Source organism: Corallococcus sp. CA041A (genome assembly GCF_003612075.1).
In the GTDB taxonomy this organism is placed as follows: domain Bacteria; phylum Myxococcota; class Myxococcia; order Myxococcales; family Myxococcaceae; genus Corallococcus; species Corallococcus exiguus.
Genome location: NZ_RAWF01000117.1, coordinates 1 through 12,914, shown reverse-complemented (window position 1 = coordinate 12,914; position 12,914 = coordinate 1). Strand labels below are relative to the sequence as shown.

The following is a 12,914-nucleotide window of genomic DNA, read 5'->3' as shown; positions in this document are numbered from 1 at the left end:
GGCTGAACAGCTACCTCAAGTTGGATCTAGGAACCCCGCCTGTGACTCGCAACGCCTGTTGTGGCTGGCAATGTATGGCCATGACCATGCGAAATCGGACAGGCGGGGAAGGGCGCCTGTCCAAGCGCTTGTGATCACTGACGGATGTTTGCTGGCAGTCCGTGCGCCGGGCGTAGGGGCGCTCCAGCGGCCCGGCGACATCAGGACCGGGCGGGGTGGGCCTGGACGGTCGCCTGCCGAACGGCGGCGTCGATTTCGACGCCCGGGCGCGTTAGGAGGCGGACCATGCCGCCTCCCTTCGAACGCCACGTCTTCGTCTGCACCAACCGTCGCCCGGACGGCAACCCCAAGGGGTGCTGCGCCACCAAGGGAGGCGAGGAGGTGCGGGCGGCCTTCAAGGAGGAGCTCGACAAGCGCGGCCTCAAGCGCAGCATGCGCGCCAACGCGGCGGGCTGCGTGGACACGTGCGCCTTCGGCGTCTCCGTGGTCGTCTACCCGGAGGGCACCTGGTACGGCGGCGTGAAGGTGGAGGACGTGCCCACCATCGTGGAGGAGCACCTGGTGCAGGGGCGCCCCGTGGAGCGGCTGCTGATGCCCTTCAACAAGAAGGCGGAGCGCTGAAGGCGGTTTCCCGCCTCGCGCCCCGCCCTGGGGAACCGCGTTGAATCCTACCGCCTGGAGCTAGTCGCGGCGGTTGCCCAGCAGGCGCAGCAGCGACAGGAACAGGTTGATGAAGTCCAGGTAGAGGGTGAGCGCGCCCACGATGCTCACCGCGGTCGCGCTCTTGAAGCCCGTGCCCGCGTGGTACTCGCGCAGCTTCTGCACGTCGTAGGCGGTGAGGCCCGCGAACACGAGCACGCCCGCGCAGGCCATCACGAACGACACGGCGCTGCTCTTGATGAAGAAGTTCACCACGCTGGCGATGACGATGCCGATGAGCCCCATGAAGAGGAACGTGCCCCAGCCGCTCAGGTCCTTCTTCGTGACGGTGCCGTAGACCGCCATCGCGCCGTAGGTCGCGGCGGTGATGAAGAACACCTGGCCGATGGAACTGGCCGTGTAGATGAGGAAGATGACCGACATCGTCACGCCGGTGAGCGCCGCGTAGCCCGCGAACATGACCGCGGCTACCGGGCCGGACAGCCGGGGCGCCAGGATGGACAGGCCGAACACCACGCCCAACTGCACCAGGAACAGGGCCATCCGGTTCTGCACCGCCACGCGGAGCAGCGCCTCATTGGCCAGCGTCACCATCGCCATCACGCCGGTGAGCGCCAGGCCCGCGAACATCCAACCGTGCACGCGCGACATGAACGCGCGCTGCGACTCCTGGACCAGGACGTCGTCCACCGCGCTCGCCTGCCCGCCCTGCCAGCCACCTGAAGATTCCCACGCCATGTGTTTCGTTTCCTTTCGGGCCGGGGACCGCTTCAGTCCCGGCCTCTCTTTAACGAGGACCCTTGGAGGACGCCTTAAAGGGCCTTCCAGGCCAGCAAAAGCTTCGAAGCGACTTCTGTCGTGATGAGGGGCAGCACGCCACCGCCACCCACGATGTTGACGATCTCCGACATGGACCCACGGCACACCCCGCCCCACGCGGGCTGCTTCGCGAGCCCAACAGACGCATACGCCGAGTAATCCACGAAGAAGGACGTGGGCAGCACCTGGTTCGTCCCGCAGAGCAGGTGCTCCTCCGGCTGAGTGTCCACCACCTCCTGCACCACGAAGCCGCCCTGCGCATCCGTCGCGGCGCGCTCGCACAGCTGCTCCCACGTCTTGGACTCGCCGTAGGCGCCCTTCACGCGCTCCTCGTAGGGCACCGTGCCCACGGAGCGGCCGAGGAAGACGGCCTTGCCGCCGTAGTCCCACGAGCGCTTGAGCACGAAGCGCGCGGGCTCCCGGGCAACGCGGGCCACGATGTCGTCCACCTGTGCGCCGTCCGGATCCACGCCGGGACCGTGGCGGAAGGGGCGCGTCCACGGCACCGACTCGCGCACCGCCTCCAGCTCCTCCGGTGAGAGGCCCGCGCGCTCCGCCAGCGCCGCGTCCGTCACCGCCTGCGACAGGAGCGCGAACGTCGCCTTCACCTCCACCTGCGAGGCGGGCGGGTTCAAGAACACGGCCTTCTTGCCCGGGACGACGGAGAGGAAGTCCTCCACCCAGGGGGCGGGGTTCTGCTCCAGCCGGCGCACGAAGAGGTGGCGGTAGACCAGGTCATACTTCTTGCCGTTCACCGTGAAGGCGTCGTCGCCGGACACATCCTCCGGATGCACCACGTCCGCGTCCGCGCCGAACTCGCGGAAGCGCTCGCACAGCCAGCGCAGCTCCGTGATCTGCGCGTCATTCTTGCGGCAGAGCAGCGCCACCGTGTCGGGCATCTGGCCGTTGCGTTCGGCCGCGTAGCCGTCCAGCAGCGCGCGGTAGAGCGCCAGCGCGTTGTTGCCGTTGAGCGTGAGCAGCGACGCGAGCGCCTTCTCCGGATAGCGCACGTGTCGCGCCACCACTTCGATGAAGGTGCGCGCCGCGATGTCCGAATAGCCCTGCATGGCCGGGATGGTGGCGTTCACCTCCAGCGCCCAGGGCCGGCCTCCGGACACGAAGTAGTCCACGCGCGTGGTGGCGAGCTTGCGGCTCGCCTCCCAGGTGCCTTGCGCCAGGCTGCGCTCCAGCGGCGACAGCGCGCCCAGCAGCAGCTCCGCGTCAGGGCCACCCAGGATGGCGCGCGCCATCTTCATCGTGGCGGAGGCCAGCTTCGCGGACAGGAGCGAGCGGCGTTTGATCTCCTCGGCGTCCAGGATGACCGGCGTGGCGGTGATGGGGATGGGCTGGGTGCTGCCATCCTGCTTCGTCACCGCGAGGCCGCGCTGGTAGGCGGTCTTCGCCAGCTCCGGTCCGAAATAGTGTGCCTGCCTGCGCAGGACATCCATGAGCTCGTGCACGCGCGGAACCTACGACCCCAGGGGCTTGTGGGTCCACAACCCGCGGATCCCGCCGCTGTTCCCTGTGTCCGCCACCTCGCCCTCCGGCCCCGGGCCAGGGCATCCCGGCTTGCACCGGGCAGGGAGGTCGCTTAAAAACAACTGAGTTGCTTTTCGAGACCGAGTCGACGTGAGCCGCCTCCGACGCCACCTCAGCACGAGTCGCTCCCTGCCGCGCCTGCTGGCGCTGCCGTGGGTGCTCGTGTGCGTGCTGGTGTATGTGGGCAGCGTGCTCCACTTCGCGCTCGTGCAGCACACCACGTGCCTGGAGCACGGGGACGTGATGCACGTGAGCGACGCGTCGTCCCACGACGGCCCGTTGGAGGAGGCGCTCTCCTTCGACGACGCGCGCGTGGCCCGGGCGCCGGTGTCGAAGGCCACGCCCCACGGTGGTGAGGCTCACTGCCACCACGCCTTCCTCCGCCGTGAGGCACCGCCTCCGGCCGAGTCCGCGCCCGTCATGGCCGCGGTCTCCACGCGTTCCAGCCCCGCGCTGGCGGTGTTCCGCTTCCACGCGGCACCCGTCGCGCTGTTGAGGCTCGCGCCCAAGTCGTCGCCGCCGCGCGCTTAAGCCTCCGCCGCCGTAGCCCGCCGTCCTGGCCCCCGTGTCTTCGTGGGCCGGGGTGCGCCGTGGCCACCGGAGTCCAGGGCGTGCGCGTCCCCGTTCGCTGAACGGATCCGCCGCACGCGCATGGCACCTCCGGCCACGTGCACGGGTGCGCGCTTCGTGCCGCGGTCCCTCCTTCCAGTCCCGTTCGTTCCTTCGCGGTCGCGCCTCTTGAGGAGCGGTGCGCGTGCGGCCCGTGCGGCTGGAGTTCCCGCAGTCCATCCCCGTGTCCCTGGAGTCCCCATCATGAAGAAGCTTCTGTCCGCCCTGCTGCTGTCCACCTCCCTCCTCGCCGCCGGTTGCGGTGGCGACGAAGAGGAAGCCCACGTCGACGAGGAGGGCTGCGAGCACCTGCAGGAAGGCCCCGCCGCCGCCGTCACCGCCGCCGTCAGCGGCACGGGCCCGGCCGTGAGCAATGACCACAAGCGCTACGACATCGCGCTGGTGGACATCGCTGGCGGCAAGGGCGGCGCGGTGTCCTTCGCCGTCTCCGAGGCCACCGACTACGTCCTCTACATGAGCGCCCCGGTCCCGGTGACGGTCACCAACAGCAGCGGCGCGGCCGTGGAGTTCGAGGAGAGCGCCACCAGTTCCTCGCTCTGCACGGACATCAAGGGCCGCCACGTCGTGCCGCTCACCGTGGGCACGCACACGCTCACCTTCGGGCCTTCGACGCTGTCCTCGGTGTCGCTCGTCATCGAGGAGTCGGGCGAGCACGACCACGCCCACGACTGACCCCCGGTTCCTCTCTTTCCAATGAAGCCCGAGGCGCCCCATGTCCAAGATCTCTTCTGGAAGTGCCGGTTCCCTGCTTCCCTGCGACGTGCGCCGCGACGGCGACCGTCTGTTCGACGTGGCCATGTGGTGCCTGGGCCAGGACGTGCGTTGCCCGGATGGCAACGTGCTGCTCCGGCGCGGTCTGGTGCGTGAAGCGCGTCCGCCGGGCGTGGAGGGACAGAGCGCGTACCAGGGGCAGCTCTTGGACGGGGGGCGCCTCACGCTGTGGGGCTTCGGCGCGCTGTGCGAGTCGTGCGGCGCCGCCATCTTCGTGCCGCGTGATGGCTTCGTTCCCCGGTGGGTGGACGAAGCGCGCGGCACGGCCTTCCGGGTGGAGAACGTGGGCGTCCGGCGCGACGCAACCACGGGGTCAGAGCGCAGGGCGGCGAGGGCGGGACTCGCGCGGCTGGCGGACTGGCTCGCGGAGTACGAGGCGTGGGTGGCCCGCGACGTGGGCCTGGCCTGGCGGCGCGAGTGCCTGGCGGCGCGGCGCAAGGCGTCTCCCGTCCCCGCCGAAGAGTTGTCGACCGCCTGGAGGCGGCTGGCCGTGCGCGTGCGCGCGACCGATGCCTCCGTGCAACACCATGCCGCTCCGATGACCGAAGCGTGAGGAGGACACCATGCTGGCACGTCTGTTTAGAGCCGATGCCCCGTCGGTCCACTCCCACGTCGCGTGGGAGGACCTGCCGGACGAAGCCCTTCCCACGCCACCGCTCCAGGACGGATTGGGAGGCACACACCTCCAGGTGACGACGCAGGTTCCCCTGGCGCAGGCGTACTTCAATCAGGGCCTGCGCCTGCTGCACCTGGGCTGGGCGCTGGAGGCCCGGCGCGCCTTCGCGGAGGCCGCGCGACAGGATCCATCCCTCGCCATGGCGTGGTGGGGGCTCGCGCTCGCCCGGGGCGTGGGGCAGCGCTTCGCCGCGGACCGCGCGGAGGCCATCCGCAAGGCGCTGACCCTGGCGGAGGGCACCACCGACATGGAGCAGCGGTTGGTCGTCGCGGCCAGCCTCCTCGCGGACAAGGGCCCCGCCAATGGCAGACATGCCTTCGTGCGCGAGATGGAGTGCCTCATCGACCGCTTCCCCCAGGAGCCCGAGCCGCGCCTGCTGCTCGCGGGCTTCCTTCTGGACGGGTACGAGTCCGACGGGCGCCCCGGGCAGGGACAGCCGTACGCACAACTCATCCTGCGCGACCTGTTGCGCACGCACCCGAACCACGCGGGCGTGCACGTGGCCTGGGTGCAGGCCTGGCTGCCCAGCGCCCGGCCGGAGACGGCGTTGGAGAGCGCGGAGTTGCTTCCGTCGCTCGTGCCCGCGGGAAGTCCCGCGCTGCTCGCCGCTGGACGACTGCTGCTGCGCGTGGGCAAGGCGGTGGAGGCGAACCGCATCCTCGAGTCGGCGGTGACGGCGGATGACGCGTACCTCGCGCGCGAGTCGCTGCCCCTCGACGTGGCGCCGAGCGCGGACACCGCGCTGCGCCTGCTCAGCGAAGGCTGCGTGGAGGTGGGGCAGTACCGGGGAGCGCAGAGCTGGGCGCGCAAGCTGCGGCAGCGCGTGGAAGCTTCAGGCGGCCAACCGCAGGCGGTGCTCTTCGCCGCCACCACGCTCGTCGCCGCGCACCTGCGCTTCGGCTTCAGCCGGGCGGCGGCGGAGGTCCCCATGGAGCTGGGAGACGCGGCCACCGTCGCGGAGGCGGGACTGCGTGACGCCGTGCGCCTGTACGCGAAGGGCGTCTGTGCGCTGGAGACGGGACGGCTGGGCGACGTGGAGCGAGCGTGCGGCACCCTGGATGCACTGGTGAACACCCTGTCGGAAGCGCCGCGCTCCGAGGGCCGCGCCCTGTGCGCTCGCGACGTGGCGCGCACGGTGGAGGTCGCCGCGCAGGAGCTACGGGGCACGTTGGATGCGCGCCGGGGAGACTCCGGCCGGGCGGAGGCCGCGCTCACGCGGGCGCTGCGATTGGAGCGCCGCCTGCGTCCCGTGGGCCCCGCGCTCTTCTGCCGGCCGCCCCGTGAGACGCTGGCCCGCGTACGCCTGCGCTCCGGCCGCGAGGAGAAGGCGCTGGAGCTGGCGTTGGAGCGGGCAGGGGAGCGGCCCGGCTGCGGCCACTGCATGCTCCTGGTCGCGGAGGCCCACGTCGCCTGCGAGTGCATGTCCGAAGCGGCGCACGACTTCGCCGTGGTGCTGGACCTGTGGCGCGACGCGGATCCGCACCTGCCGGGCCTGCAACGCGCACGGGGCTTCGCGGCCCGGGGGCACCGCGGCCGCACGGCGCTCCGTCGGGTGCCAGACGTGGCCTCGGTGGACACCGCGCCCGTCCCCCGGGGTGGAGGAGCGCCCTGGACCGTTCACGGAGCCTGAGCCCGCACGCCGCCGCGCTTGACGCAGGCGCGGCGTTCGCGTCACTAGGGGGCATCCTCCAAGGAGCCGCCCCATGCCGTCGTTCCGCCTGAAGCCCGAGCAGGCCGCGCTGCTCGTCGTCGACATCCAGGAGCGCCTGTGCGCCGCGATGGACCGCGACGCCCTGGACCGCATGCTCGCGCGCACGGGCGCCGCCGTGGAGGGCGCGCGGGCCCTGGGCCTGCCCGTCATCGTCACGGAGCAGTACCCGCAGGGGCTGGGCCGCACGCACTCGCTGCTCAAGCTGCGCCTGGGCGAGTTCAAACCGCTGGAGAAGATGGAGTTCTCCGCCGCCACGCCGGACGTGCTCTCCGTGCTGGGGGACCGCAAGCAGGTGCTCATCACCGGCATGGAGACGCACATCTGCGTCTTCCAGACGGCGCGCGACCTGGCGGAAAGCGGCCGGGAGCCGTGCCTGCTCGCGGACGCCGTGCTGTCGCGCTCGGAGGAGGACCGCCGCGTGGGACTGGAGCTGTGCCGCGACGCGGGCGCGCGCATCCTCACCGTGGAGTCGGCCCTGTTCGACATGCTGGGCCGCGCGGGCACGCCCGAGTTCAAGAAGGTGTCCGCCGCCGTCCGCTGAAGCAGGGACGACGGCGGCCCACCGCTTACGCCCTGCTCTTGAAGGGCTCGCGCACCAGGCGCACGAGCATCATCAGCAGCACCAGCACCCCGGACAGGACGGTCTGCGAACCGCCCACCGGGAAGTCGTAGAAGTACGCGAACAGGTATCCGCCCGCGCCCGCGATGCCGCCCAGCACGGTCGCCGTGAAGAAGGTCCACGGCAGCCGCAGGTCCAGCACCAGCGCGGCGATGGCCGACAGCGTGGAGAACGCGAAGACGGGCAGGGCGCCCAGGGCCCGCGCGCACACGCCCACCATGATGCCGATGGACACCATCAACACCGTGTCCAGCAGCTTCACCGGCAGCCCCTGCACGGTGGCGCCAATGCGGTCGAAGCTCACGAAGGCGATGCCCCGGAACCACCACAGGTGCAGCACCATCAGCACCCCGCCGGCCACCGCCACTGCCTGGAGTTGATCCGGCGTCACCAGCACCGCGGTGCCGAAGAGGATGCCCTGGATGTCGTGCGCCTCCTGCGCGATGCGGTCACCCACCAGGATGGCCGCGCCGCCCGCGAAGGCGAACGCGCACCCCAGCAGGCTCTCCCGTGACAGCCGCAGCCGCGCGGGTTCAATCATCAGGAGCAGCGTGGCCGCGACGGACAGCACCACCGCGCCCACCAGTGGGTCCACGTGCACGCCCAGGTGGATCTCCGCGAAGAAGGCCAGGGCCACGCCCAGGCCCGCGGTGTTCGTCACCGCCGCGCTGACGAACACCATGCGCCGCAGCACCACGTAGACGCTGAGGAAGCCCAGCACGCACCCGGCGATGAGCGCGCAGAGGATGGGGTCACGGAACAGCTCCCAGCCCGCCTGGAACTGTTCCCACTTCGAGGGCTCAAGCAGGGTTGTTTCCACGGTGGGGTCCCTGGGGCGCGGTGTGGCAGTAGTCGTCGCCGTACTGGCGGCGGAAGGCGGGATGGCAGAACACGGTGCGCGCATCGCCCATGACGAAGCAGCGGTGCTCACGGTCCACGAAGAGGATGACGTCGGCGTGCTCGGCGGCGACGGACAGGTCGTGGCTCACCACCACCACGCCCAGGCCGCGGTCATGCGCGAGCGCGCACAGCCGCAGCATCGTCTGCTTCTCCGCCACCGCGTCCATCGCGGCGGTGGGCTCATCCAGCAGCACCACGTCCGCCTCGGTGGCGATGACCCGCGCCAGCAGCGCGCGCTGTTTCTCGCCGCCGGACAGGTCGCGGAAGGGCCGCTTCGCGATGCCGCGCGCGCCCGCCGTATCGAGTGCCGCCTCCACCTTCTGGCGGTCCGTCTTGTTGGGGAAGGGCCGGAGGAAGTTCCACCCGGACAGCCGTCCCCACCCGGTCAGCTCCCGCGTGTGCACGGGCAACAGCGAGTCGATGGCGGACATCTGCGGCACGTACGCGCTGCGGATGTGCGGCGCGCCCAGCGCGATGCGGCCGGACACCGGAGGAATCAGCCCCAGCAGCGTCTTGAACCAGGTGCTCTTGCCAGAGCCGTTGCGGCCCACCACCGCCACGAACTGGTGGCGGCGCACCACCAGGTCCATGGGCGGCAGGATGTCCTTGCCCCCGTAGCCGATGACGAGCTGCTCGCACTTCAGCAGCGGCTCGCCCGGCTCCGGCACCGCGGCGCGGTGGCCCCGGTCCAGCTCCGTCTCGTGATCACCGTGAGCCACGGTTCACCTCCGCGGTGGGACTCAGCGCCGCCACCTTCTCCAAAAGCGCGGTGCGCACCGCCGCGTTCGCGGGCACGTCCAGGTCCACCACGCCATCCGCTCCCACCGTCGCGGCGGACCATTCCACCGCGTCGAAGAGGGCCGGCGTCAGCTCCAGCTTCAGGCCCAACGCCACACGCGGGTCATTCTCCCGGTCGGACGGCACGTCCAACGCGCCGGTGAGCACCGCCACCGGCGTGGCCTCCGCGCCCGTCACCGTCGCGGTGAAGCGGAAGGGCAGGGCGCCCGCGAAGCGCGCAGGCACACGGCCATCGCGCACGCTGCCCGTCATCCGCAGACCCGTGACGGCCCAGCGTCCGCGGGCCAGCGTCGTCTTGCCCAGCTCGCAGGCGGGCTTGCACGTGAGGTCGCGGGTCGCGGGCGCCAGCAGGTCCAGCTCCGCGTCCACCGGCAGGTTGGCCACGGTGACGGTGGTGCTTCCTCCGCCGCCCAGCTCCGCCTGGATGTCCTCGTAGTCCACGAGCGCCCCGGAGTCGCTGTGGCAGTGCCCGTTGTGGCACAGCGAGTAGCCCGGCGGTGGCGAGGACGGGTCGAACGCCGTGCTGCCTCCGCCCCCGGAGCTGGCAATCAGGTCGATGCTGCCCAGGCTCACCGTTCCGGTGTCCATGCGCAGCTGGAAGTCGGACGCGAGCGCCTGGTAGCCATCACCCGCATTGCGGCCGGACACCGGCGAGTACGCGGCCTGGACGGAGGGCTCGAGCACCGCGAAGCCCTCGCCCGCATCGAACGCGCACCCGGACAGCAGCGCGAAGGGAAGCAACCACGCCTGGGTTGGAAAGCGCTTCATGGCGTCATTGCCCCTTCCCGGCGAGGCCCTGCTCCAGGCGGCCCACCATCAACTCCAGGCGCTGCACGTACGTCTGGCTGGAACGGAAGTCGGTGCCGCCGGGCAGCGTGACGAGCGCGGCGGGAATCTTCGACGCCACGAGCTTCGCGATGTTGTCCGGGTAGTAGTCCTCCTTGAGGACCAGCTTCACCTTGTTGGCCTTGCCCTGCGCCAGCACCTGCGCGACGTGGGACGGGTTTGGCGGGATGCCCGGCTTGGGCTCCAGGAAGGCGATGGTCTTGAAGCCCAGCCAGTCCTGCAGGTACGCCGTCGTGCGGTGGTACGCGATGACGGGCACGCCCTTGAAGCCCGCGAGCCGCTTCTCCCAGCCCGTCTGCGCCGCCTGCAGCTCCTGCGTGAACTTCGCGAGGTTGGCCTTGTAGGTGGCGGCGTTCTTCTCATCCAGCTGCGACATGCGCGCTTCGATGGCGGCCGCCACCTTGAGTGCCTGCCGCGGATCATAGAGGTAGTGCGGGTTGCCGCCGGGGTGCACGTCGCCCTGGCTGCGGTCCACCTGCCCGGCGGGGATCTCCTGGAGGCTCACGAACCGCGACGCGTCCAGGTAGCCCGCGTTGCCCGTCAGGATGCGGTTGTTGCGCGCGCCCATCTGGAGCGTGGGCAGCCAGCCGATCTCCAGGTCCAGGCCCGCGGCGATGAGCAGGTCCGCGCGGTTGAGCGCGAGCGCCAGGTTCGGCTTGGCGTCCACGAAGTGCGGGTCCTGCGTGGGCAGCGCGAGCGCGATGACGTCCACCTTGTCCCCGCCCACGGTCCTGGCCAGCGCGGCCAGGTCCGGGAGGGTGGCGACGACCTTCAAATCCGCGCGAGCGGGAACGGCGGTGAGGCTGACGACGGCGGCGCACAGGGCCGCGAACAGGCGAAGGGAACGCATGGAAGGGCTCCGGAAGAAGAGGTCAGAACGCATGGGCACCGTGGGCGCCGGTCACGACTTCAAGGGCGAGGAAGGCCGAGTAGTCCGGCGACTCGCGCCAGCCCACCCGGTCCGTGGCGGCCTGCAGGCGCAGGCGGGAGAACTCGGTGGGCCAGAACGTCACCGACGCGGTGATGCGCTGGCGGTCGGAAATCCATTCGGGGTCGAGCGGATCATTCGCCACCCGGCCCTCCAGCGTCTTCGCGGCCGAGCCGAACTCGTAGCGCACGCCCGTGGCCCAGCGGTTGGAGAAGCGCCACACCGTCTGCGCGTAGCCGCCCCAGTCGGACAGCACGTCCTCCGGCACCTGCCTGCGGCGGTAGAGCACCTCCGCCTGGAACACCAGCTGCTGCGAGCTCTGCGACGTGATGGGCCGGAACTTCAGGTACACGTCCGTGCCGTAGATGCTGGTGTAGTTGCGGTAGCCCGTGGGGTTGGGGCCCGTGGCGACGGACAGGCCCCACAACAGCGACAGGTCGTCCGACAGCGGGAAGAACTGCTTCACCGCGCCGGTGAGCTGGAAATCCAGCGGTGACAGCACGCGCTCGGCGGCGGCGCCGAAGAAGCTGCGCGCGGTGGCCTCGCCCGTGGCGTCGGTGGCGCTGCCAATCACCTCCACGTACCAGGGCAGCGGCGTGAGCCAGGAGCCCTCCACGCCCAGGCCGCGGTTGCCCTCCGCGCCGAAGTAGCGGCTCATGATGAAGGGCTGATCCACGAAGTCCCACGCGTGCGGGTGCGTGGCGTTGATGCGGCCGAAGCGGGTGAGGAACTGGCCCGCGCGCACCTGGAGGTTGAGGGGCAGGTCCAGCGTGGTGACGTACGCCTCTTCAATCTCGACGCCGAACTGGCTGAAGACGAGGTTGCTGTCGAAGCGGAAGTACGGGTCCACCACGGAGCCGATGGACAGCTCCAACTGCTGGAGGTTGAAGCCGTTCTTCGTCGGGTCGTGCGCGCCGCCCTGGAGGGGCTCCTTGTTGGAGAAGGCCGCCAGGGCCATGTCCAGGATGAAGCTCAGGTTGAGGAAGTTGGTGCCGCTGGAGATGGCGTTGGGCAGCTTGAGCGGTGTCACGCCGGAGTCGTTCGTCGCGGTGGGTGACACCGGGGACGTGTCGCCGGACGGACGGGCGCGCGTGCTCGTGTCCGTGCCCAGCGCCTTCTCAATCTCCTCCATCTCCTCCGGGCTCAGCGCCGGAGTGTCCTCGGCGGGCGCGGGAGACTCGGAAGGTGGGGGTGACTCGGTGGAGGGCGGTGATGACTGCTGGGCCCACGCCGCGCTCGCGGACAGCTGCGCTGCGAGCACGACGGCGAGGGCGCGGGGATGCCTGCGCGGAAGGGATGACACGGATGTTGGCTCCTCGGAACCGGCCGGCCGTGGAGCATGCGCATGCGCACCCCGCGACGACCGTCGACCTGATGACCTGCTTCACGACACGACACGCGGAACTACGCGTGCGTCGGAGGCGAGGCCTTGGGCGCGGTGTCGAGGACGGCGAGCGGCGCGAAGGAACGGGGCGGCGCGGTGGCCGGGTGATTGCTCTCCACGCACGCCGAAGCGGAAGCGACGCCCGAACCCTGGAGGGCCTCCACCTGCGGGGCGGCCGTGAGCAGCGGGCACGTCTCGTGGTTGAGGGCCGTCGCGTCCGCCACGGCGGGCGGCACGGAGGCGACGACGGGGGCGCGCTCGGAGAAGCGGGACAGCGCGGGGTTCGCGCGCCGCGCGTCCTCTTCGAACGTCTGGTGCTGCGGACAGAACCGGTGCGCGTGCTGCTCCACGTGCAGCGCCAGACCCAGCGGCTGGGCACCCCAGAGCGCGACGAGCAGCATCGCGGTGAGGCGGGCAAGGGTGTGGGCGCGCGAGAGCATCTGAGGGTTCCCGGCTGGCTTACTGTCGGCCCCCGGGAGTGTCAAGGCAGCCTGGGTACACCGCCGAAACACGACGACAAGGGAACGTTGTTTTCATTCCAGACGTCCCTCCTTGCCGCATCGGTTAGGTTGGGCGCGCCAGCGTCACGCCCTTCGCGCCAGGAGTTCCGCCGCCCGTGCCTCCCTCCCGTTC

14 protein-coding genes are annotated in these 12,914 nt (G+C 70.7%); 6 read left to right on the top strand and 8 right to left on the bottom strand.

Annotated elements, in window-relative coordinates:
* Nucleotides 1–285: 285 nt before the first annotated feature.
* Nucleotides 286–621, top strand: a complete 336-nt coding sequence (locus D7V77_RS21355) for a ferredoxin (RefSeq protein ID WP_120558865.1) — start codon at nucleotides 286–288, stop codon at nucleotides 619–621.
* Nucleotides 622–681: 60 nt separating this feature from the next.
* Here D7V77_RS21355 and D7V77_RS21350 read toward each other — a convergent pair whose 3' ends face one another.
* Nucleotides 682–1,398, bottom strand: a complete 717-nt coding sequence (locus D7V77_RS21350) for a Bax inhibitor-1/YccA family protein (RefSeq protein ID WP_120578134.1) — start codon at nucleotides 1,396–1,398, stop codon at nucleotides 682–684.
* 74 nt (nucleotides 1,399–1,472) lie between these two features.
* Nucleotides 1,473–2,939, bottom strand: coding sequence for a hypothetical protein (locus tag D7V77_RS21345; RefSeq protein WP_120578133.1), 1,467 nt, complete (start codon nucleotides 2,937–2,939; stop codon nucleotides 1,473–1,475).
* 169 nt (nucleotides 2,940–3,108) lie between these two features.
* Here D7V77_RS21345 and D7V77_RS21340 point away from each other — a divergent pair, with 169 nt between their 5' ends.
* From D7V77_RS21340 to D7V77_RS21320, 5 genes are all read left to right on the top strand, one after another.
* Nucleotides 3,109–3,549, top strand: coding sequence for a hypothetical protein (locus D7V77_RS21340; RefSeq protein ID WP_233597140.1), 441 nt, complete (start codon nucleotides 3,109–3,111; stop codon nucleotides 3,547–3,549).
* 279 nt (nucleotides 3,550–3,828) lie between these two features.
* Nucleotides 3,829–4,320 (top strand): hypothetical protein, encoded by a 492-nt coding sequence (locus D7V77_RS21335; RefSeq protein WP_120578142.1) that lies wholly within the window; start codon nucleotides 3,829–3,831, stop codon nucleotides 4,318–4,320.
* Between the two features lie 40 nt (nucleotides 4,321–4,360).
* Nucleotides 4,361–4,972 (top strand): hypothetical protein, encoded by a 612-nt coding sequence (locus D7V77_RS21330; RefSeq protein ID WP_120578132.1) that lies wholly within the window; start codon nucleotides 4,361–4,363, stop codon nucleotides 4,970–4,972.
* Nucleotides 4,973–4,982: 10 nt separating this feature from the next.
* Complete coding sequence (locus D7V77_RS21325; RefSeq protein ID WP_120578131.1) at nucleotides 4,983–6,725, top strand: hypothetical protein; 1,743 nt, start codon at nucleotides 4,983–4,985, stop codon at nucleotides 6,723–6,725.
* Nucleotides 6,726–6,798: 73 nt separating this feature from the next.
* Complete coding sequence (locus tag D7V77_RS21320; protein ID WP_120578130.1) at nucleotides 6,799–7,347, top strand: isochorismatase family protein; 549 nt, start codon at nucleotides 6,799–6,801, stop codon at nucleotides 7,345–7,347.
* Between the two features lie 25 nt (nucleotides 7,348–7,372).
* Here D7V77_RS21320 and D7V77_RS21315 read toward each other — a convergent pair whose 3' ends face one another.
* From D7V77_RS21315 to D7V77_RS21290, 6 genes are all read right to left on the bottom strand, one after another.
* Nucleotides 7,373–8,245, bottom strand: a complete 873-nt coding sequence (locus D7V77_RS21315) for a metal ABC transporter permease (protein ID WP_120578129.1) — start codon at nucleotides 8,243–8,245, stop codon at nucleotides 7,373–7,375.
* Entirely contained in the window at nucleotides 8,226–9,044 is an 819-nt protein-coding gene (locus D7V77_RS21310; RefSeq protein ID WP_169820902.1) for a metal ABC transporter ATP-binding protein, read from the bottom strand. The genes D7V77_RS21315 and D7V77_RS21310 overlap by 20 nt, the downstream gene beginning before the upstream one ends.
* The gene (locus D7V77_RS21305) at nucleotides 9,031–9,891 is read right to left on the bottom strand and encodes a hypothetical protein (protein WP_120578128.1); all 861 of its coding nucleotides are present in this window, start codon (nucleotides 9,889–9,891) and stop codon (nucleotides 9,031–9,033) included. The genes D7V77_RS21310 and D7V77_RS21305 overlap by 14 nt, the downstream gene beginning before the upstream one ends.
* 4 nt (nucleotides 9,892–9,895) lie before the next feature.
* On the bottom strand, nucleotides 9,896–10,819 hold the full coding sequence (locus D7V77_RS21300; protein WP_120578140.1) for a metal ABC transporter solute-binding protein, Zn/Mn family: 924 nt from the start codon (nucleotides 10,817–10,819) through the stop codon (nucleotides 9,896–9,898).
* A 22-nt stretch (nucleotides 10,820–10,841) separates the two neighbouring features.
* Entirely contained in the window at nucleotides 10,842–12,200 is a 1,359-nt protein-coding gene (locus D7V77_RS21295) for a zinc-regulated TonB-dependent outer membrane receptor (RefSeq protein WP_120578127.1), read from the bottom strand.
* A gap of 101 nt (nucleotides 12,201–12,301) precedes the next feature.
* Complete coding sequence (locus D7V77_RS21290) at nucleotides 12,302–12,721, bottom strand: hypothetical protein (protein ID WP_120578126.1); 420 nt, start codon at nucleotides 12,719–12,721, stop codon at nucleotides 12,302–12,304.
* Nucleotides 12,722–12,914 lie beyond the last annotated feature (193 nt).